This window comes from Paractinoplanes maris (assembly GCF_023544465.1).
In the GTDB taxonomy this organism is placed as follows: Bacteria; Actinomycetota; Actinomycetes; order Mycobacteriales; family Micromonosporaceae; genus Actinoplanes; species Actinoplanes maris.
Window position 1 is genome coordinate 317,428 of the sequence record NZ_JALPVL010000008.1, and the last position, 19,251, is coordinate 336,678.

At 70.6% G+C, this 19,251-nt stretch carries 19 protein-coding genes and 1 riboswitch; of the genes, 10 read left to right on the forward strand and 9 right to left on the reverse strand.

What is annotated here, in order from left to right; all coding sequences use genetic code 11:
- On the forward strand, positions 1-1,248 hold the full coding sequence (locus NAG42_RS24405) for an arginine deiminase (protein WP_250033303.1): 1,248 nt from the start codon (positions 1-3) through the stop codon (positions 1,246-1,248).
- A 6-nt stretch (positions 1,249-1,254) separates the two neighbouring features.
- The gene (locus NAG42_RS24410) at positions 1,255-1,884 is read left to right on the forward strand and encodes a MarC family protein (RefSeq protein WP_250033304.1); all 630 of its coding nucleotides are present in this window, start codon (positions 1,255-1,257) and stop codon (positions 1,882-1,884) included.
- Positions 1,885-1,927: 43 nt separating this feature from the next.
- Here NAG42_RS24410 and NAG42_RS24415 read toward each other — a convergent pair whose 3' ends face one another.
- The 3 genes from NAG42_RS24415 to NAG42_RS24425 all read right to left on the reverse strand — a co-directional run bounded on the left by NAG42_RS24415 (position 1,928) and on the right by NAG42_RS24425 (position 5,707).
- Positions 1,928-3,442 carry a glycosyltransferase family 2 protein gene (locus NAG42_RS24415; protein ID WP_250033305.1) on the reverse strand — a complete coding sequence of 505 codons (1,515 nt, stop codon included), beginning with the start codon at positions 3,440-3,442 and terminating at the stop codon, positions 1,928-1,930.
- Entirely contained in the window at positions 3,439-4,062 is a 624-nt protein-coding gene (locus NAG42_RS24420; protein ID WP_250033306.1) for a hypothetical protein, read from the reverse strand. The genes NAG42_RS24415 and NAG42_RS24420 overlap by 4 nt, the downstream gene beginning before the upstream one ends.
- Before the next feature lie 139 nt (positions 4,063-4,201).
- Entirely contained in the window at positions 4,202-5,707 is a 1,506-nt protein-coding gene (locus NAG42_RS24425; RefSeq protein WP_250033307.1) for an LGFP repeat-containing protein, read from the reverse strand.
- A gap of 241 nt (positions 5,708-5,948) precedes the next feature.
- Here NAG42_RS24425 and NAG42_RS24430 point away from each other — a divergent pair, with 241 nt between their 5' ends.
- Entirely contained in the window at positions 5,949-6,674 is a 726-nt protein-coding gene (locus tag NAG42_RS24430) for a CYTH domain-containing protein (RefSeq protein WP_250033308.1), read from the forward strand.
- On the opposite strand, the gene NAG42_RS24435 is transcribed toward NAG42_RS24430, so the two are convergent.
- The 3 genes from NAG42_RS24435 to NAG42_RS24445 are packed head-to-tail and all read right to left on the reverse strand — an operon-like array spanning position 6,649 to position 10,368.
- Complete coding sequence (locus NAG42_RS24435) at positions 6,649-8,589, reverse strand: potassium transporter Kup (protein ID WP_250033309.1); 1,941 nt, start codon at positions 8,587-8,589, stop codon at positions 6,649-6,651. The genes NAG42_RS24430 and NAG42_RS24435 overlap by 26 nt on opposite strands.
- A gap of 57 nt (positions 8,590-8,646) precedes the next feature.
- Positions 8,647-9,333 (reverse strand): NADPH-dependent F420 reductase, encoded by a 687-nt coding sequence (locus NAG42_RS24440; protein WP_250033310.1) that lies wholly within the window; start codon positions 9,331-9,333, stop codon positions 8,647-8,649.
- 3 nt (positions 9,334-9,336) lie between these two features.
- Complete coding sequence (locus NAG42_RS24445) at positions 9,337-10,368, reverse strand: LLM class flavin-dependent oxidoreductase (RefSeq protein WP_250033311.1); 1,032 nt, start codon at positions 10,366-10,368, stop codon at positions 9,337-9,339.
- 75 nt (positions 10,369-10,443) lie between these two features.
- On the opposite strand from NAG42_RS24445, the gene NAG42_RS24450 reads away from it, so the two are divergent.
- Together NAG42_RS24450 and NAG42_RS24455 are read left to right on the forward strand one after the other, a co-directional pair.
- Positions 10,444-10,896: a MarR family winged helix-turn-helix transcriptional regulator gene (locus NAG42_RS24450; RefSeq protein WP_250033312.1), complete on the forward strand. Its 453-nt coding sequence runs from the start codon at positions 10,444-10,446 to the stop codon at positions 10,894-10,896.
- Positions 10,897-10,906: 10 nt separating this feature from the next.
- Entirely contained in the window at positions 10,907-11,755 is an 849-nt protein-coding gene (locus NAG42_RS24455; RefSeq protein ID WP_250033313.1) for an NAD-dependent epimerase/dehydratase family protein, read from the forward strand.
- 170 nt (positions 11,756-11,925) lie between these two features.
- Here the strand turns inward: NAG42_RS24455 and NAG42_RS24460 are convergent, their stop codons facing one another.
- Entirely contained in the window at positions 11,926-12,228 is a 303-nt protein-coding gene (locus NAG42_RS24460; protein WP_250033314.1) for an LLM class flavin-dependent oxidoreductase, read from the reverse strand.
- Positions 12,228-13,016: a DUF1684 domain-containing protein gene (locus NAG42_RS24465; protein ID WP_250033315.1), complete on the reverse strand. Its 789-nt coding sequence runs from the start codon at positions 13,014-13,016 to the stop codon at positions 12,228-12,230. Before NAG42_RS24465 ends, NAG42_RS24460 begins: the two co-directional genes overlap by 1 nt.
- A gap of 61 nt (positions 13,017-13,077) precedes the next feature.
- Positions 13,078-13,192: riboswitch (SAM riboswitch) on the forward strand.
- Positions 13,193-13,208: 16 nt separating this feature from the next.
- On the opposite strand from NAG42_RS24465, the gene NAG42_RS24470 reads away from it, so the two are divergent.
- The 3 genes from NAG42_RS24470 to NAG42_RS24480 are packed head-to-tail and all read left to right on the forward strand — an operon-like array spanning position 13,209 to position 16,263.
- On the forward strand, positions 13,209-14,384 hold the full coding sequence (locus NAG42_RS24470) for an aminotransferase class V-fold PLP-dependent enzyme (protein ID WP_250033316.1): 1,176 nt from the start codon (positions 13,209-13,211) through the stop codon (positions 14,382-14,384).
- An 8-nt stretch (positions 14,385-14,392) separates the two neighbouring features.
- Complete coding sequence (locus NAG42_RS24475) at positions 14,393-15,307, forward strand: bifunctional NUDIX hydrolase family protein/GNAT family N-acetyltransferase (protein ID WP_250033317.1); 915 nt, start codon at positions 14,393-14,395, stop codon at positions 15,305-15,307.
- A complete protein-coding gene (locus NAG42_RS24480; protein ID WP_250033318.1) occupies positions 15,304-16,263 on the forward strand; it encodes an NAD-dependent epimerase/dehydratase family protein in 960 nt (319 codons plus the stop codon). Before NAG42_RS24475 ends, NAG42_RS24480 begins: the two co-directional genes overlap by 4 nt.
- Here NAG42_RS24480 and NAG42_RS24485 read toward each other — a convergent pair.
- The gene (locus tag NAG42_RS24485; RefSeq protein ID WP_250033319.1) at positions 16,244-16,774 is read right to left on the reverse strand and encodes a GNAT family N-acetyltransferase; all 531 of its coding nucleotides are present in this window, start codon (positions 16,772-16,774) and stop codon (positions 16,244-16,246) included. The two genes, NAG42_RS24480 and NAG42_RS24485, sit on opposite strands and share 20 nt — an antisense overlap.
- Before the next feature lie 31 nt (positions 16,775-16,805).
- Between NAG42_RS24485 and NAG42_RS24490 the strand changes: the two genes are divergently transcribed.
- Complete coding sequence (locus tag NAG42_RS24490) at positions 16,806-18,272, forward strand: gamma-glutamyltransferase (RefSeq protein ID WP_250033320.1); 1,467 nt, start codon at positions 16,806-16,808, stop codon at positions 18,270-18,272.
- Between the two features lie 10 nt (positions 18,273-18,282).
- Positions 18,283-19,245, forward strand: coding sequence for a hypothetical protein (locus NAG42_RS24495; RefSeq protein WP_250033321.1), 963 nt, complete (start codon positions 18,283-18,285; stop codon positions 19,243-19,245).
- Positions 19,246-19,251 lie beyond the last annotated feature (6 nt).

Genomic DNA, 19,251 nt, shown 5'->3' on the forward strand with positions numbered 1-19,251 from the left:
ATGACTGAATCCACCCCCTACGGCGTCCACTCCGAGGTCGGCCGGCTGCGCAAGGTGCTCGTCTGCTCGCCCGGCCTGGCCCACCGCCGGCTCACCCCCAGCAACGCCGACGACCTGCTCTTCGACGACGTCATGTGGGTCGAGAACGCGCAGCGCGACCACGCCGACTTCGTCAACAAGCTGCGCGGGCACGACGTCGAGGTGGTCGAGCTGCACGAGCTGCTGGAGCAGACCATGGCTCTCCCGGACGCCCGGGCCTGGCTGCTCGACCGCAAGATCGTGCCCAACGAGGTCGGCATCGGGCTGGTCGACGACACCCGCGCCTTCCTGGAGTCGCTGACGCCGCGTGAGCTCGCCGTCTTCCTGATCGGCGGCCTGGCCACGTCCGACCTGCCGGACGACTTCCGGTCCGGGTACGTCGCTCTGGCGCGCGAGTCGACCGGCGTACGGGAGTATCTGATGCCGCCGTTGCCGAACACGCTCTACACCCGGGACACGACGTGCTGGCTCTACGGCGGGGTCACGCTCAACCCGCTCTACTGGCCCGCCCGCCACGACGAGACCCTGCTGATGAAGGCGATCTACCAGTTCCACCCGGACTTCGCGGGCGCGACCGTCTGGTGGGGTGACCCCGAGAAGGACTGGGGGCTGGCCACCTTCGAGGGCGGCGACGTGATGCCGGTGGGCAACGGCGTGGTGCTGGTCGGCATGAGCGAGCGCACCTCCCGCCAGGCCATCACCCAGGTGGCCAAGGCCCTCTTCGACCAGGGGGCGGCCGAGCGGGTGGTGGTGGCCGGCATGCCCAAGCTGCGCGCCGCCATGCACCTGGACACGGTGTTCACCTTCGCCGACCGGGACATCGCGACGCTCTATCCGGCCATCGTCGACGGCATCCACACCTTCTCGTTGCGCCCCAGCGACAACCGGCACGGGGTCGAGATCACCGACGAGGGCTCGCGGACGTTCGTCGACGTGGTCGCCGAATCGCTCGGCCTCAAGGAGCTCCGGGTCATCGAGACCGGCGGGGACGTCTATCAGTCCGAGCGCCAGCAGTGGGACAGCGGCAACAACGCGGTCGCGCTCGAGCCGGGCAAGGTCTTCACGTACGACCGGAACACGCTCACCAACACGCTGCTGCGCAAGGCCGGGGTCGAGGTCATCACGATCGTCGGCGCCGAGCTGGGCCGGGGCCGCGGCGGCGGGCACTGCATGACCTGCCCGCTCATCCGCGACGCCGTGGATTTCTGAGATCCCATGTACGAGCACAGCGCGCTGGTGCTGTTCCTGGCCCTGTTCGCGCTCTACAGCCCGGTCGCGGCCCTGGCGTCGTACCTGCCGATCGTCCGCCCCTACGCCCACGGCGAGCAACTGCGGCTGGCCTCCGCGCTGACGGTCAACGTCGTGGTCTTCGTGCTGACCGCCATCTGGGTCGGCGAGCCGCTGCTCGTGCTGCTCGGCATCAGCACCGCGGCGCTGACCGCGACCGGCGGCATCGCGCTGTTGCTGGCCGCGGTGCCGATGATGCGGGGAACTGTGGCCACACCGTCGCCGGACGACGACGGCCCGGGGCCGGACGTGCCGTGGCGCTCGGTGCTGTTCACCCCGCTGACGTTTCCGCTGACCGTGGGGGGCACGACGTTCGCCTTCGGGGTGGCCGCCTCGGCCGACGCCGCGGACAACGGCGAGCGGCTCCTGCTCTCCGTCGCCGCCCTGGCCTATGCCGTCGTGACCGGTGTGACGCTGTATATCTCAGGGCACGTCGAACGGCGCGTGTCGCCCCGGATCAGCATGATCCTCGACCGGGTGGCCGGCATCCTGCTGACCGCGATCGCGGTGATCCTGCTGGCCAACGGTTTCACCGATCTGGTCCAGGCCGCGATATGAGAAAGGGCGCCGGCACTCGGCCGGCGCCCTCCTCCGCCGTACGTCAGACCGCGAACCCGCGGTGGCGGCGCACCAGCTTGCGGAGCATGAAGACGGTCTGCGCGATGGTGGCGATGTAGAGCAACGGCCAGCCGAGCGAGAGGATCGCCGACTGCACGCCCACGCTCTGCTGGGTCCAGGCGAAGATGGCCCCGCCCATGACGGCGATCAGCACGACCAGCGGCATGACGTAGGCCGAGCCCTTGCCCTTCTCCGCGTTGGCCTGGGCGGCCCAGTTGTCCTGATCGGTCTTGGCCAGGAACTGCGCCCAGGCCGAGACGAAGTGCCCCATCCGGACGAACATGTAGAGCTCGGCCGGGACGAAAAGCGCCGCATAGAGGATGTCGGAGGCGCTCTTGTCCTTCATGGACAGAGCTAGGCGCAGGTTGAGCAGCATGGCGATGGCCGGCGGGATGAGCCAGATCGGGTTGAACACGAAGGCGTCGATCGACAGCGCGGCCACCAGCAGCAGCAGGAAGCCCAGTCGCGACACGATGTTGAACGCCATCGAGATGTTCTCGAACCACCGCAGCCGCAGGTTGGGGTGCAGCGGCTGGCCCTTGCTGTCACCGCGCTGGCCGGGCCAGAACAGGTCGATGGCGCCGAAGTTCCACTTCACCTGCTGACCGTGCAGCGCGCGGAGGTTGGTCATCGGGCCGACGTACGCGCGGGCGCTGGCGCTGATCTTCGTGCTGAAGCCGGCGTCCTTGATCTGGAGCGACAGCTTGCTGTCCTCGACCTCGCTGTCGCGCACCCACGGCGCCTGCTGATAGTGCCGGACCATGACCGTCTCGAGCGCCCGCATGTTGAACAGGCTGCACTGACCGCCCAGCACGGCCATGTTGCGGCCGCGGAGCAGGTTGTCCATGTTGAACGCGGCGAACTGCGCGCGCTGCCCGGCCACCAGGAACCGCGCCATCAGGCCCTTGCGGTTCTTGTCGATGCTGTAGATCGCGCTGAGCCCGCCGATGCGCGGGTCGTCGGTCATCTCCAGCTCGAGCCGCTCCACGGCGTCGCGGGCCAGCGTGGTGTCGCCGTCGACACCGAGGATGTAGTCGAAGCCGCGCGACAGGAAGTAGCCGTAGTTGAGCGCGCCGACCTTCTTGTCGGGGTTCACGCCCATGTCGTGGACGTGCACCGTGGTGACGAATTCTTCGCCCTTGACCGTACGGGTGTGCCGGCCCTCGAAGCCGCGGGCGATCTCCGGGGTGTCGTCGTCGGTGTTGTTGATGATGACGTGGATGACGTCCGGCAGGCGGGTCTGGGCGAGCAGGCTCTTCAGCACCTCGGCGATCGTGTCCTGCTCGTTGTAGCAGGGGATGATGCAGCTGATGGTCGCGTTGCGGGGGGTCGCGCTGGTGGCGGCGGCCGCGATCTCCCCGGCCACCGTCTCGACCGCCTCCAGCTCGTGCAGCTGCGGGGTGGCCGGCGGGAGCGCCAGCGGGCCGGCCTTGGAGCTGCGGGGCAGCAGGATCTGGCGGTCGGTGGCCCGGCGCAGGCCGGGGCTGGACTCGGTCATCGGGGGGCACCATTCGTGAGCAGCGGCAGGGTCAGGGTGTCGAGGGCGGTCGAGCGGTAGTAGCTGTTCGACTTCGGCGCCGTCTCGACCAGCAGGTCCAGCCGGATCGTGAGCGCGAGCGTCGTTGCTCCCGCCGTGGCCGCCGGCAGCGTGACCACGGTGTTGTAGGGGAAGGGCGGGGTGACGTCGAACTTGCCGTTGTCGGTGGCGGCGGTGACCCGCTTGGTGCCGTCGTCCTGGATCACCTGGAAGGTGCTGATGGTGATCCGGTGGGTGTCGTCGGCGTCCTCGACATGGGCCGCGACGTTGATCGTCTTGAGCGTCTCGGCGCTGTAGAGCTTGGCGTTGTCCGAGGTCCAATAGGTCAGCTTCACCGAGAAGGCGCCCTGTTTGAGGCTGTGGGTGACCGTGCCGGTGTCCAGCGGGCCGCTGGCCCGGACCGGGAGCTTGACCGCGACGGCGGTGGGGGACGCCGACGGGGTGGAGGCGGCGCCGGGGGTGCTCGCGCCGGCCAGCGGCTTGCTGCTGCTGGTGAAGTCCTTGAGGGTGGTGCAGCCGCTCAGGCTGCCGCCGAGCATGGCGGCTGCCGTGCCGACAGCCACGATTCGGGGGAGGCGCACGGGGGATCCTTCGCTTCGACCGGCGCGGATCGCCCGCGCTCTGCTCGACACCTCATCGGCGACGGCGGGTCCCGGCTTGAAGGTTTCCCTCAGGGTTCTTTTCGGTAGCCCGCCCGTGGGGGATATCGGGCTACGGCTGCTACTGGTGCCAGCGGGCGATACCCGCCGAACGACGGGTCACCAGGCCCGCCTCGAAGAACTGGACGGTGTCGGGACCGTCGCCGATCGTCTGCTCCGGGTGGGTGGGAAAGCCGATGTCGGGGCCGAGGATGGCCAGGACGTCCTCGCGGACCGCGATGGAGTCGTGTTCGGGGCTCCAATAGATGGCGCCGCCCTCGAAGGGCTGGATCCGGCGGCGGGCGTCGGCCTTCCGCGGGGCGTCGGTGGGGAAACCCAGCCAGGAAGCGGTGCCGCCCAGGCGCTCGTAGAGGATCCCGATACCGGCATCGACGGTGTGGGTTCCGTGTGTCGAGGTGTAGACGGTGGCGCCACCGGGATGGTCGAAGCCGATGCAGGCGGCCACCAGGTCGTCGGGGTAGTCCCAGGCGCCCTCGAAACGCTGGAACCGGCCGTCGGTACCTTGCGGCGACCGGCCGGCGGCGTGCGATTTTCCCCGCGGGAAGCCGAGACGGCCGTTCACCCCGCCGAGGACGTCGTAAAGTTCCCGCACCGGTGACATGATCTCGATCGCCCCGACCGACTCGGTGAAGGCGATGCTGCCCCGCTCGAACGGTTGGATCCAGCCGTGGTCGCCGGTGCCGTTCTTGCGCGTCGGGCCCGCTTCTTGCTCCGGGCCGGTGGGAAAACCGAACCGTTCGACGCTTCGGTGGCTCTCGTAGTGCTCGCCGATGCCACCCCACGTGGCGAAGGTCCCGTGCTTCTCGCTCCGGTAGACGGTTGCCCCACAGACCACACCGAGCCGCGAGCATGTCTCGGCGCTGTAGTTGCCCAGGAATTCGAAGTGCTGACGAGTCCCCGCTTCCGCGCCGACCTCGAAATCGGTGGGTGGCGTGAGCGGAAAGCCCAGCGGTCCTTCACTTCCCCCCGACTCGAGATAAAGATCGGCGATGGGGTCCGTGGTCGGGTGGGCGCCCCCTCGTGCGGACCAGAAGACCGCACCATCTCGATACATAATGTAGAAACCGTCGGTTCCTTGGGGTGACAGCTGCGTTCGGCGAAGAAAATCAGGCTTGGCGCCGAGAACTTCGCCCCACTTGTCGTGAACTCTCGACATCGCTTCCGCCGCCGCCGGCACATCCGCCAAGCCCTGCAGATCCGGCCCGCCGCGACTGATCAGCGCTCGGGCTCGAGCTGGGTGCATCACCGCGACGAGTGCGACGGCGTACTCCTCGTCGACCGAGTACAGGAGACGCAGAACTTCATCCGCGTCCTTCTCCGGCGCGGCTTTCATGATCTGGTCAGCGTCGTCGACGTCCAGCTGCCGAAGTTCCCGAACGACTTTCCATGGGGCGGCCCGGCCGATCAACCCGAGATCGAGCGTCTTGCGCGACTCATTGTTGATCTGAATGTTGTTGTTGCCGGCCTGGACACCGCTGCTGCCGTGGACCGAGGTCTCGATATGCCGAGGTTCAGGGTCCACCAGTGCTCCTGCCGGCTGAGGGGTATAAGCGGCAGTCAGTATCACCCCGGAGCGGGCGGTCGGAAACCGGACAAACGGCCGGGTTCACGGGCCAGGGGTATGATGGCCGCTGCGGTGAACGAGGAGTGCTTCATAGGTTAACGGCAGGTTAACGAGCAGCGTTCCTCAGGAAAACGGTTGAGGGTTGTCGATCTAGGGAAGAGGACGTTTTGTTTCGCCGATTCGGGCAATGCGGGTCGGCATGTCGGACCACCAGATACGCGGGCGTGCAGTGAGTAAAACAGCAATGACCAGGTGTTTCTGGCAACCTCCGATCAGCAAACAGGCACCCAAGGTCGAGCTCAAGGTGGCCGTCTCCTCCGACGATCTGCGGGCCCTGGAGGCGAATCTCGACGGTGGCCTCACCCGCGAGATCTACTTCCTCGACACGGCCGGCCTCGCCCTGCAGCAGCACGGCCTGATCGTGCGCGTGCGCAGCACCAAGGGTCGCGCCGGCGACGCTGTGGTCAAGCTGCGGCCGGTGCTGCCCAAGGCGCTGCCGCGATGGCTGCGTAACGACAACGGGTTCGCGGTCGAGATCGACGCGCTACCCGACAACTACGCCTGCTCGGGCACGCTCAAGCGCACCCTCGGGCGGCACGAGGTGGAGCGCACGGTCGCGTCCGGGAAACCGCTCACCCGGCTGCTCTCCGGCCGTCAGCGGCGCCTGCTCACGGCGTACGCGAATGTGCCTTTGACCGCGCTGATGACCTTCGGTCCGGTGCGGGTGCGCAAGTGCCGCATCACGCCCATCGCCCTGGACCATCCGCTGATGGCCGAGGAGTGGACCTTCCCGGACGGCACGTCGATCGCCGAACTCTCCACGCGCTGCCCCTCGGGCAAGGCGGCCGCGGTGGCCGCCGAGACGTCGAGCGCTCTCCGGGCGTATGGGATCGTCCCCGACGACGAGCCCCAGGTCACCAAGACGGAGGCGACGCTCCGGTATTTCAGACCTCTATTCGCGACCCCATGATCACCGTGCGGTCGCGGGGTAGGCTGAAATACTCCGCCGCGTCGGCCGTGATGTAGGAGGTGGCGATGAAGAGGCGTTTGCGCCACGGCGCCATCGTGTGGGACGGACCGCGGACGAGCTCGATCTTCGACAGGAAGTAGGACGCCTCGTCGACCGAGATCTGCCCCTCGGTCAGCTCCTCGTCGAGCATGCGCAGCAGGGCGGGCACGTCCGGCGTCTCCATGTAGCCGTATCGCGCGGTCACGTGGGTGACACCGTCGCCCGGCGACCCGAGATGGTCGACCTCGATGCGCCGATCCTCGGTCAGGCGGGGCACGGGCAGCGTGTCGATGGCCAGGATGATCACGTGGTCGTGGCGTACATGGTTGTGCTCGACGTTCGCCCGGAGCGCGAGCGGGGCGGTCTGCTTGCCGCGGTTGAGGAAGATGGCGGTGCCGGGCACCCGGCTCAGCGGTGGCTGGCGGGTCTCCATCTGCTCGACGAATTCGCGCAGCGGGCCCTCCTCGAGGTCGCGCTGCTCGGTGACGATCTGGCGGCCGCGCTGCCAGGTGGCCATCACGGTGAAGGCGACCACGCCGATCAGCAGGGGCAGCCAGGCGCCGTGCACGATCTTGGTGAGGTTGGCCGCCAGGAACAGCACGTCGATCGCGAGCAGGATCCCGCCGCCGGTCAGCACCAGCCAGAGCGGGGTGTGCCAGCGGACCCGGGCGAAATAGAAGAACAGCAGCGTGGTGATGGTGATCGTGCCGATCACGGCCATGCCGTACGCGTAGGCCAGCGCGGCCGAGCTGCGGAAGGCGAACACCAGCACCAGCACCGAGATCATGAGCAGCCAGTTGATCCACGGGACGTAGATCTGGCCGATGGTCGACTCGGAGGTGTGCGCGATGCGTAGCCGCGGCAGGTAGCCGAGCTGACCGGCCTGGGAGGCCACCGAGTAGGCCCCGGTGATCACCGCCTGCGCCGCGATGACGGTGGCCGCGGTGGCCAGGATCACCAGCGGCAGCCGGCCCCACTCCGGCACGAGCAGGAAGAACGGCCCGGTCAATGCGCTCCGGTCACCGAGCAGCAGGGCGCCCTGGCCGAGGTAGCTCAGCGTGAGCGCGGGCAGCACCAGCCCCAGCCAGCCGCGGATGATGGCCTTACGCCCGAAGTGCCCCATGTCGGCGTAGAGCGCCTCGGCCCCGGTGACGGCCAGCACGACGGCCGCCAGCGCGAAGAAGGCGATGGGGAAGTGGCCGGTCAGAAACCCGATGGCGTACGTCGGGGACAGCGCCTTGAGGATCTCGGGGTTGCCGGCGATGCCGCCGACCCCGGCCGCCGCGATCACCAGGAACCAGGCGATCATCACCGGCCCGAACAGGCGCCCGACCGCGGCGGTGCCCCGCCGCTGAAAGCTGAACAGCACCACGATGATCAGGGCGGTCAGCGGGACGACGATGCCGGCCAACCCCGGCTCGACCGTCTTGATGCCCTCGACCGCCGACAGCACCGAGATGGCTGGAGTGATCATGCTGTCGCCGAAGAACAGGGCGGCGCCGAAGATGCCCAGCAGGGCCAGGGCGACCGCGCTGCGCCGGCCGGTCGAGGTGCCCCAGCGGCGCAACAGCGTGATCAGGGCCATGATGCCGCCCTCACCGTCGTTGTTCACCCGCATCACCAGCGTGACGTAGGTGAGGGTCACGATGATCATGACGGACCAGAAGATCGTCGACACGACCCCGAGGATGTTGACGTCGGTGAGCGGCACGGGGTGCGGGTCATCCGGGTTGAACAGCGTCTGGATGGTGTAGATGGGGCTGGTGCCGATGTCCCCGAACACCACCCCCAGGGCGCCGACCACCACGGCGGCCCGGGCCGTCTGGTTGCCGTGCTGGGTCTGCGGACGGGTGGTCTCGGTCGCCTCTGGGCTCACATGGTCATTCTGCGCGCCGGTGAGTGCTTCGGGTGGCGTGTCGGACGGTGTCTCGTATTACGAAGCCGGGGAGTTCAGCCGGGCCCGGGTCACGGCCTGGCCCCGCTCGGAGGCGGGGAAGCGGTCGAGCATGGCGCGCAGCTCGGGCGCGGAGACGTTGGCGCCGAACGCCTCGGTGCCGGGCTCCAGCCGTACGCCCTCGGACAGCGGCCCGGCGATCACCGGATCGAAGCCCAGGTCGTCGACGATCGCCGCGACCGCGGCGACGTCGGCCTCGTCGTCCCCGGCCACCGCGATCGCCTTGCGGCCGGGCGCCCCGGCCGGGCGCGCGTCCTCCTCGAGGTCGTGGTAACCCATGTGGTTGAAGGCCTTGACCACCCGGGAATCGGCCAGGAAGGCCTGCACGATCTCGCTCGAGGAGGTGCGCGGGTCGGTGAGGTCGTCGCGGATGCCGTCGACCTCCCACCAGTAGTTCATGGCGTCGACGACGAGCTTGCCGTGCAACTGGCCGACCGGCAGGGTCTGGTGCTTGCCCAGCGGGAGCGCGAGCACCACGACGTCGGACCGGGCGGCCACCTCGGCCGCCGTGGTGGGCTCGGCGCCGGGCACCAGGACGCCGACGATCAGCCTGATCTTCGAGACGTCACCGGACCCGGCGATGAGGACCCGGTGCCCGGCCGCCACCGCCAGCCGGGCCAGGACGGTGCCGACCTTGCCGGCGCCGAGGATGCCGATCGTCGTCATGGCTCAGGCCGCCAGCAGGTCGCGGGTCATCGGGATGACCTTGCTGCCGAACAGCTCGACGGCGCGCAGGCGGGCGCTCGCGGGGGTCGACCCGGCCACATAGATCAGGTCGAACCGGCCGACGCCGAGCGAGGTGATCGCCTTGGCCATCTTGCGGGCCACGGTCTCGGGCGAGCCGATGTAGAGCGAGCCGTGCTCGACCTCGTGGTCGAACTCCTCCTTGCGCAGCGGGGGCCAGCCGCGCAGCTTGCCGATGCGGTCACGCATGACCTTGTAACGCGGGTAGAACACCTCTTTGGCCTCCTCGTCGGTGTCCGCGATGAAACCGGGGGAGTGCATCCCGACCGGGTGCGCCACGGTGCCGAGCTGGTCGGCGGCGCGCCGATACAGATCGACATAGGGCGCGAAGCGGTCGGGGGCTCCACCGATGATCGCCAGCATCAGGGGCAGACCGTACCGCGCCGTGCGGACGACCGACTGCGGGGAGCCGCCGACGCCGACCCAGGTGTCGAGGTGGCCCGAGTCGGTCTTGGGGAAGACGTCGGCGTCGGTCAGGGCCGCGCGGGTGGTGCCGCTCCAAGTGACCGGCTTCTCCTTGAGCAGCTCGGCGAAGAGCTCGATCTTCTCCTCGAACAGGGTGTCGTAGTCGCTCAGGTCATAGCCGAACAGCGGGAACGACTCGGTGAAGGAGCCGCGGCCGAGGATGACCTGGGCGCGCCCGCCGGACAGGCCGTCGAGGGTGGCGAAGCGCTGGAACACCCGGACGGGATCGTCGGAGCTCAGGACGGTCACGCCGGAAGCGAGCCGGATGTTCTTCGTCTTGCCGGCGATGCCGGCCAGCACGGTCTCGGGGGACGAGATCGCATACTCCGGGCGGTGGTGCTCGCCGAGCGCGATGACGTCCACGCCCAGCTCGTCGGCGAGGACGGCCTCGTCGACGACCTGGCGGATGGCCGCACCGTACGACAGCAGGTTGCCGTTGTCGTCCTCCGGCACGTCGCCGAACGTGTCGAGACCGAAAGTGATGTCGGTCATGATGACCCCTCCAAGCTGGTTGACGTGTCAATTATGCTCGCTACGATTGACACGTCAACTACAGGAGGTGTGTCCGTGACCACTCGGTTCCCGACCAGAGACGAGCTCCGCGTCTGGCGTGACTTCATCGAGACCGGCGAGGCCGTCCGCACGGAGATGGCCGCCCGGTTGCAGCGGCAGGGCCTGTCGACCGGCGACTACACGGTGCTGCTGGCCCTGAGCGAGGCGACCGGGCAGCGGATGCGGTCGTCCGAGCTGGCCACGGCCGTCGGCTGGGAGCGCAGCCGGCTCTCCCACCACCTCGGGCGGATGGAGAAGCGCGGCCTGATCCGCCGCGAGGAGTGCCTCACCGACAACCGGGGCGCCGAGGCGGTGCTGGCCCCGGCCGGCGCCGAGATCTTCCAGGCGGTGACCCGGCCGCACCTGCGCGACATCCGCGAGATCTTCGTCGACGCGCTGACCCCCGACCAGCTGGCCGCGACCGGCGAGATCATGGCCGCGCTGCGGGAGCACCTGGCCCAGGAGTAAAAAGGGGGTCATGGCTCGTATAGCGGTGACCGGAGGCAGCGGCAAACTCGGCCGCGCCGTGGTGCAGGACCTGCTGGCGCACGACCACCAGGTCGTCAACCTGGACGCCGCCCCCGGCGACGGCTCGTTCATCAAGATCGACCTCACCGACTTCGGTCAGGTGGTGGGGGCGCTGACCGCGGTCGACGAGCGCTACGACGGCATCGACGCCGTCGTGCACCTGGCGGCGATCCCCGCCCCCGGACTGCGGCCCAACGCGGCGATCTTCCACAACAACGTTCCGGCCACCTACAACGTCTTCGAGGCGGCCCGGGTGGCCGGCATCAAGAAGGTGGTCTGGGCGTCCAGCGAGACGGTGCTCGGGCTGCCCTTCGGGAGCACCCCACCGCCGTACCTGCCGGCCGACGAGGACTACCCGGCCCGCCCCAACTCGGCGTACTCGCTGGGCAAGCACCTCGAGGAGCAGATGGCCGCCCAGTTCTGCCGCTGGGACCCGGCACTGTCGATGACCGGTCTGCGCTTCTCCAACGTGATGGATCCGGCCGACTACGCGGCCTTCCCCTCCTACGACGCCGACCCCCACCTGCGCAGCTGGAACGCCTGGGGCTACATCGACGCCCGCGACGGCGCCCAGGCCGTCCGCAAGGCCCTGGCCCACACCACACCGGGCGCCGACGTCTTCGTGATCGCCAACGCCGACACGGTGATGACCCGTTCCAGCGCCGAGCTGGCGGCCGAGGTCTTCCCCGACCTGCCGATCACCAAGGAGCTGGGCGAGCACGAGACCCTGCTCTCCATCGACAAGGCCCGGCGCGTGCTCGGCTACGAGCCCGAGTTCAGCTGGCGGACCCAAGTCTGAAGCGTGGCAGCGGCGGGCCACCGGCGGAGCCCATGGCTCCAGCGCCGACCACGACGACGTCGAGCATTAGGGCGGCTCCAGATGGTTGTGCTGCGGGGTCACCTTGATCACGGTCTCCCGGATCGACAGGCCCAGTGCGCGCCAGGCGGTGATGGGTCGAGTGGCGGCCGTCACGAACGAAGCGGCCCGCTCGTAGCGGCGTTCGCGGACGGGGTGTCGACCGCGCCGACGACCCAGCCGGCCCGGCCGAGGGAGGCATGATCGAGCGACGCCAACTGTGTGGCCAGGTGGAACGGCTCGGTGACGGTGACGTGCAGTTGCGGGGCGAGACCGATCCGCCGGGTGCGCCGCGAGAGGTACGCGGCTCGCACGCCGGCCTTGACCGGACCGGAGTTCCCGATCGTCACGAAGGCGAACCCGGCCGCCTCGACCTCGTCGATCGGGGCGTCACCCAGCTCCAGCGCGAGGTGCATCACGGCTGCCGCTCGTACGGGATCTTCTCGCCCGCCTCGACCGCGACCGGCAGCCGGTTCTCGGTGGGGGGCAGGGGGCAGGTCGCGAAGTCGGTGTAGGCGCAGACGAGGTTGGTGGCCTTGTTGAAGTCGAGGGTGACCGTGCCGTCGGCGGCCGGTGCGTCGATGGCCAGGCTGCGGTTGGCCGCATACGTCGTGATGCCCGACGTCTCGTCGGTGAACAGGGCGAAGAGCGAGCCCGGCGTTCGTCCATTGAAGACAGTCAAGGCCAGCGGGATGCCCAGCGCCTCGAACTCGACGCGGCCCGGCGACTCGTACACGTGCTCCAGGCCCTCGACGGCCGCGCCCACGGTGACGGCGCGCGGCTCCTTGAACGGCACGTAGCGGCCGGTCAACTTCCATTTCCCGGTCGGCTCGTAGGCCGGGACGCCGTGGAACCGCTGCCGCAACTCGTTTCCGGGGTGGCGTGGCCGGACGATGTCGAACCCGCCGCGCTTGGCCACCTCGATGACGGCGTCGCCGGAGCCGGGAAAGACGCCGCCGCGCTCGGGCAGCACGCCGAACCGGTGGCGCCCGGTGGCCTCCTTGCCGTCGACCGTCAGCGACTCACCCTCGGCCAGGTCGACGACGACGCCGTCGGGGCCGGTGCTCCACTCGCCGGGCGCGTCGGAGAAGCGCCGCGGGGTCGCGTCCAGGAAGTTGAGGCTGGTGATGGCCAGGAATCCGTGCGGGTCGGCGAGGGCGCGCTCGTGCTCGGCGTGCCACTCGAGCCAGGTCTGGGTGCTCATGCGATCGACCATATCCCTACTTTGCCTATAGGCAATAGGGGGTGCTAGGCTTCGCCCTGAAGGTCATGAGTGCCAGCGACAAGCCCCGGCTCGCTGGCCGGCAACCCTTGCGATCGCGATGGGGTGCCCCGGGTGACGACCTGGCCCGCGCCGACCGGCGTGGGCAAGCGCGAGTCTGCCGGAGGTTTCTCCATGTCCGATCATCTCGACATCGTCGGCGCCGACCTCACCACCACGCTGCCCGGTGGGGCCACCGTCCGCTTCGCCCATCTCGACTACGCGGCCTCGGCCCCGGCCGTGCGGGCCGCCGTCGAGGCCGTCCGCGATCTGCTGCCCTACTACGGCAGCGTGCACCGCGGGGCCGGGCTGCGGTCGCAACGCTCGACCTTCGCCTACGAGCGGGCCCGCGACATCGTGGCCGAGTTCGTGGGCGCCCGCCCCGGCGACGAGGTCGTCTTCACCCGCAACACCACCGACGCGCTGAACCTGCTGGCCCGCGCGCTGCCCGAGGGCACCACGACGATCGTCTTCGACGGTGAGCACCACGCCAACCTGCTGCCCTGGCCGTCGCCCGTGCGCCTGCCGGCGCCGGCCGATGCCGACGAGGCGGTCGCAGCGGTGCGGGACGCGCTTTCTTCCGTACGCGGCCCGGCGCTGCTCGCGGTCACCGGGGCCAGCAACGTCACGGGGGAGATCTGGCCGGTCCGCCGCCTGGCCGACGTCGCCCACGCGTACGGGGCCCGGGTGCTCGTCGACGCCGCGCAGCTCGCCCCGCACGTGCCGGTCAACCTCGACGACCTGGGCGCCGACTATCTGGCCTTCTCGGGTCACAAGCTGTACGCCCCGTTCGGTGCCGGTGTGCTGGCCGGCCGCGGTGACTGGCTGGACGCGGCCCCGCCCTACCTGCGGGGCGGCGGCGCCAGTGTCTCGGTCGGCGACGACGCCGGTGACGTGGTCTGGGCCACCGGCCCGGCCCGCCACGAGGGCGGCACCCCCAACCTGATCGGTGCCATCGCGGTGGCCGCCGTCTGTGAGGCGTTGCTGCGGACCGACCGCGCGGCCTTGCTGGAACACGAGCAGAGCCTGCTGTCCGGCCTCGACGGCGGCGTCTCGCTCTTCGGCGGCCGGCAGCCCCGCGTCGGCATCGTCTCGTTCGCCGTGGCCGGCCCGGCCGCCGTGGCCGACCGGCTGGCCCGCGAGCACGGCATCGGGGTGCGCGCCGGCCTGTTCTGCGCCCATCCCCTGGTCCGCAGGCTGGGCGGCGCCGGCTCCTGCGACACCGGCGGCCTGCTCCGCGCCAGCTGGGGCCTCGGCACCACCCACGAGGACATCGACCGTCTGGCCACCGCGCTGTCCGATCTCGCTTAGATGGGGACATGCCCGTTCCCCGCGCCGTCGCCGTCGTCCTCTCCGATCACCGCGTTCTGGTCATCAAGCGCTACCTGCGTCGACCGCACCCGTGTGTCATGTGCCCGCCCGGCGCCACGTCGTGCGCCGGCCATCATTACGCGGTCCTGCCCGGTGGCGGTGTCGAACCGGGGGAGACCGTGGAGGCGGCCGCGGTGCGCGAGCTCGTCGAGGAGACCACCCTGCGCGCGGTGATCGGCCGTCGATTGTGGACCGGCCGGCACAACGGCCGTCCGGCCACGTATTTCCTGATGACCGACGTGGTGGGCACCCCGGTCCTGTCGGGTCCGGAGGCCGAGGAGAACGGCCCGGACAACAGTTTCGAGCTCCGCTGGGCCACCGCCGGGGAGTTCGAGGCGCTGAACCTGCACCCGGCCGAGATCCGTCCGCCCCTGGCCGATCTGCTGCCCGGGGTGACGCTGCGGCCGGCCACTGCCGATGACGCGTACGTCCTGGCCGACATCGTCATGGCGGCCACCAAGGCCCAGGGGCGGTGGACCGCTCGCAGCCCCGGGGACGAAGCGGACTGGCGCGAGGGTTTCGCCGAGTGGAGCCGGGACACCGTCCGGGAGGCGAGCCCCGGCAACGCCCTGTCCGTGATCATGCTGGGCGACGAGGTGATCGGGCGGTTGCGCGTGGTGCGGCGGGACGGGGTCGTTCAGCTGGCCGGTCTGCAGCTCGTTCCGTCGGCGCAGGGCCGGGGCATCGGCTCGTCGATCGTCCGCGATCTGCAGACCGCCGCCGCGGGGGAGGGACTCACGCTGCTGATCGGGGTGGAGAAGGACAACCCGCGGGCCCGGCGCCTCTACGAGCGTCTGGGCTGTGTGCTCGAGTCCGAGACCGGCGACGAGCATCTCCTGCGCCGGCCTAATCTGGGTCGATGAAGACGGTGGTCATCGGCGGCAGTGGGCACATCGGCACGTTCCTCGTTCCGCGGCTGGTGCGGGGCGGGCACGAGGTGATCAACGTCAGCCGGGGGCAGCGGGCCGCCTACGTCGACGATCCCGCGTGGCAGCACGTGCGCCACGAGAGTGCCGATCGCGACGCCGACGACTTCCCGGAGCGGATCGCCGGGCTGGGGGCGGACGTCGTCGTCGACCTCATCTGCTTCACGCTCGACTCGGCCACCGCGCTGGTCGAGCGGCTGCGCGGCGAGACCGGGCATCTTTTGCACTGCGGGTCGATCTGGCGGGCCGGGCCGAGCCTCAAGCTGCCGGTCACCGAGGACAACGGCGCACCCCCGATCGGTGAGTACGGCATCGCCAAGGACGCCATCGCGCGGATGCTGAAGCAGGAGACCCGATCCGGCGGCCTGGTCACCACCTCGTTGCACCCGGGCCACATCGTCGGGCCGGGCTGGCACCCGATCGGCCCGCTCGGCAACACCGATCCGGGAGTGTGGCGCACCCTCTCGGCCGGCGAGCCGCTCGACATCCCCGGCATCGGCACGGAGCTCATGCATCACGTCCACGCCGACGACGTGGCCCAGGCCTTCGAGGCCGCCATCACCCGGCGCGAGGCGGCGGCGGGCGAGGACTTCAGCGTCGTCGCCCCCTCCGCCCTCACCGTGCGCGGTTACGCCCGGATCGCCGCGTCGTGGTTCGGCCAGACCGCCGAGCTGCGCCCGGTGAGCTGGCCCGATTTCCGTCGCACGGCCGGCGACGAGGCTGCCGGGGCCAGCTGGGAACACCTCGTCCGCAACCACTACTTCAGCATCGAGAAGGCCCGCACCCTGCTCGGCTACGCCCCCCGGTACGAGCCGGAGGCGGCCGTGCTCGAGTCGGTGCGCCACCTCATCGAGCACGACCAGCTCGAGGTGGTCAACCCGCTGACTGTTTAGTCCGCGCGTGGACGGCCACCGGCTGCCCGGCCCCGGGCACCACGGTGTCGAACTCGTGGACCAGCCCCAGTTTCGCCATGACCCGGGCTGACCGCTGGTTGTCCACATGCCGGATGCTGATGACCCGGTCCAGGCCGGCCTCGTCGAAGCCGAACCGCAGCGCCGCCGCGGCCGCCTCGGTGGCGTAGCCGTGTCCCCAGGCGGCCCGGCTCAGCCGCCACCCGATCTCCACCGCCGGCATCACCTCGGGCAGGAACGCCGGCACCGCGAGCCCGGCCCAGCCGATCAGCTCACCGGTCTCGCGCACCTCCACCGCGTACAGCCCGAAGCCGTGCTCGTCCCACTCCCGCCGCATCCTTCGCAGGCCCTCGGCGCTCTCCTCCCGATCACGCACCCTCCCGTCGAGGATGTAGCGCATCACCTCCGGGTCGGCGTTGATCGCCGCCAGCACATCCAGGTCGGCATCCTGCCACCCGCGCAACAACAGCCGGTCCGTCCGCAAGCTCTCCATCGCGCCATTCTGACCCCGTAGGGTCGCCGGTATGTCAGTCGCCGTGGCCGCTCCCCACCCCGATGCCGTGGAGGCCGCGCGCACGGCCGTGACGGCCGGGGGCAACGCCTTCGACGCCGCCCTGGCCGCGGCCGGGGCGCTGGCCGTCGTCTATCCGCACCAGTGCTCGGTCGGCGGCGATCTCGTCGCCATGGTCCGGCGGGCGGGCTCCCCCGTACGCGCGGTCGTCTCGGTCGGTGCCGCGGCGCTCGCCGCCCGTCCGGGGCCGGTGCCGTTGCGCGGCCCGCATTCCGTGACAGTTCCCGGGGTGGTGGCCGGGTGGGCCGCGGTGCACGAGCTCGGCGCCCGGCTGCCGCTGGCAGAGCTGCTGGCGCCGGCCGTCCGGCTCGCGGCCGACGGGGTGGAGAAGAGCCCGGGTCTGCGGGCGGCCATCGCGAACGGCCTCGACGTCATCCGCGCCGACCCCGGGCTGGCCGCGGTGATGCTGCCGCCGACGCTGGTGCAGCCGGCGCTCGCGCGGACGCTGACCGGGATCGCGCGGGATTGGCGGTCGTTCTACGCCGGCCCGCTGATTCCCGGCCTCCGGGCGCTCGGCAGCCCGTTGGCCGGGGCCGATTTCGCCGCGCACACCGCCGAGGTGGTCGAACCCCTACGCCGTACGGTCGGCGGGGTGACCTGGCATGCCGCGCCACCGCCCGTGCAGGGAGCCACGTTCCTGGCCGTCGTCGGTTCGACCTCGCTCCTCGCCGACTGCCGTCGCGCCCAGGCCGCCCGCAACGCGCTGCTCGGCGATCCCTGTGGTGGCCCGATCGACCTGGACGGGCTTCTCCACCCGAGCGGCGCCGGTGCCGGTGCCGAGCCCCCGAAACCCACCGGTGACACGGTTGCCGTCACCGCGGTCGACGACGAGGGCAACGCCGTGACCCTCATCCAGAGCGTCTTCGAGAGCTTCGGCTCCGGCCTGCTGGAACCGTCGACCGGTGTGGTGCTGCACAACCGTGGCTCCTCGTTCAGCCCCGACCCGTCGCACCCGGCCCGGACAGCGCCCGGCCTCCGCCCACCGCACACCCTCTGCCCGACGATCGCCCTGACGCCGGACGCGCCGGACGCGCCGGACGCGCCGGACGCGCCGGACGCGCCGGACGCGCCGGACGCGGTGGCCGCGCCGGACGCGGTGGCCGCGCCGGACGCGGTGGTCGCGCTCGGTTGCCAGGGCGGCCGGGCCCAGCCGTGGATCCTCGCCCAGCTGGCCCCCGACGTGCTGACCGCCGACCCGTCGGCGCTGATCACCCGACCGCGCTGGATCCTGCGCGGCACCGAGCTGATCGTCGAGCCCGGTGTCCCGGCGCCGGCCGGCGCGGACGGCCTGACCGTGACGACGACCAGCGGCCCGCATGACGGTGCCGGTCACGGGCAGCTCTCCCGGTTCAGCGGCGGCCGTCTGGAGGCCGGCAGCGACCCGCGCGCCGACGGTCTCGCCGCCGTGCTGTCTCCCTAGGATCGGGCCCATGACCCGCACCACGCCGCCGCGGCCGATCGACGTCACGGCGCTGTTCCCGTCGTTGTCCGGGTTGTCGACAACCGCCACCCGGCTGCATCCCCGGCCGGGCGCGCCCTCAGCCTCGGACAGCTCGGTCGCCGGCCCGCTGCGATGGCCCGCCGACGAGGCGTGGCCGGTCTGCCACGACGGCCGTAACCACTACATCCACCGGCTGCTGACACCGGCGACGGTCCGCCGGCAGCGGGCCGTCCACGCGGCCAGGGGCACCCGTCACACACTGACCAACCAGGAGAGGGCGCAGCTGCCGAGTCCGGATTTCTCGGAGCCGCACCGGCTGGCCGACCAGCCGATCCCGCTGATCCCGGTGGCCCAGCTGCACCGGCGCGACATCCCCGACTTCGCCGGGCCGGACGACTGCGACCTGATGCAGGTGCTGTGGTGCCCGCTCGACCATCCCGAGGAGGGTTACAACCCGCGGGTCCGCGTCTTCTGGCGGCGCGGTGCCGACCTCGGTCCACTCCTGGCCGAGCCCCCGGAGCCGCCGGTGGTCAACGACTCGTATCTGCCCGTGCCGTGTGTCGTGCACCCGGAGCAGGTGCGCGAGTTCCCGTACGGCGGTCTGCTGCCCGGCGATCTCGGGGCCCGGATCGACGCGTGGGAGGAGGAGCTGGGAACCAGCTACCAGTCCGACTTGTCGCTGGCGCCCGGCTGGAAGATCGGCGGCTTCGCGAACTGGTCGCTGACCGATCCGCACCCGATGGACTGCGCCGAGTGCGGCACCGCGATGACGTTGCTGCTGACCGCCGACTCCGGCGAGTGGGAGGGGCGGGTCAGCAGCTGGCGGCCGGTCGAGGAGCCGGAGGGGGCGAGCGCCGATCCCGTCGGCGTCACCATCGGCCGGGGTTACTCGCTGTACGTGTTCCGGTGCCCCGTCTCGTTCGACCACCCGACAGCCACCACCATGCAGTGACCCGGC

Excerpts from the sequence above, each read along its gene's own strand:
- NAG42_RS24405 (WP_250033303.1), top strand. The coding sequence starts at position 1 with ATGACTGAATCCACCCCCTACGGCGTCCACTCCGAGGTCGGCCGGCTG.
- NAG42_RS24410 (WP_250033304.1), top strand. The coding sequence starts at position 1,255 with ATGTACGAGCACAGCGCGCTGGTGCTGTTCCTGGCCCTGTTCGCGCTC.
- NAG42_RS24415 (WP_250033305.1), bottom strand. The coding sequence starts at position 3,442 with ATGACCGAGTCCAGCCCCGGCCTGCGCCGGGCCACCGACCGCCAGATC.
- NAG42_RS24430 (WP_250033308.1), top strand. The coding sequence starts at position 5,949 with ATGACCAGGTGTTTCTGGCAACCTCCGATCAGCAAACAGGCACCCAAG.
- NAG42_RS24440 (WP_250033310.1), bottom strand. The coding sequence starts at position 9,333 with ATGACGACGATCGGCATCCTCGGCGCCGGCAAGGTCGGCACCGTCCTG.
- NAG42_RS24445 (WP_250033311.1), bottom strand. The coding sequence starts at position 10,368 with ATGACCGACATCACTTTCGGTCTCGACACGTTCGGCGACGTGCCGGAG.
- NAG42_RS24455 (WP_250033313.1), top strand. The coding sequence starts at position 10,907 with ATGGCTCGTATAGCGGTGACCGGAGGCAGCGGCAAACTCGGCCGCGCC.
- NAG42_RS24460 (WP_250033314.1), bottom strand. The coding sequence starts at position 12,228 with ATGCACCTCGCGCTGGAGCTGGGTGACGCCCCGATCGACGAGGTCGAG.
- NAG42_RS24465 (WP_250033315.1), bottom strand. The coding sequence starts at position 13,016 with ATGAGCACCCAGACCTGGCTCGAGTGGCACGCCGAGCACGAGCGCGCC.
- NAG42_RS24470 (WP_250033316.1), top strand. The coding sequence starts at position 13,209 with ATGTCCGATCATCTCGACATCGTCGGCGCCGACCTCACCACCACGCTG.
- NAG42_RS24475 (WP_250033317.1), top strand. The coding sequence starts at position 14,393 with ATGCCCGTTCCCCGCGCCGTCGCCGTCGTCCTCTCCGATCACCGCGTT.
- NAG42_RS24480 (WP_250033318.1), top strand. The coding sequence starts at position 15,304 with ATGAAGACGGTGGTCATCGGCGGCAGTGGGCACATCGGCACGTTCCTC.
- NAG42_RS24485 (WP_250033319.1), bottom strand. The coding sequence starts at position 16,774 with ATGGAGAGCTTGCGGACGGACCGGCTGTTGTTGCGCGGGTGGCAGGAT.
- NAG42_RS24490 (WP_250033320.1), top strand. The coding sequence starts at position 16,806 with ATGTCAGTCGCCGTGGCCGCTCCCCACCCCGATGCCGTGGAGGCCGCG.
- NAG42_RS24495 (WP_250033321.1), top strand. The coding sequence starts at position 18,283 with ATGACCCGCACCACGCCGCCGCGGCCGATCGACGTCACGGCGCTGTTC.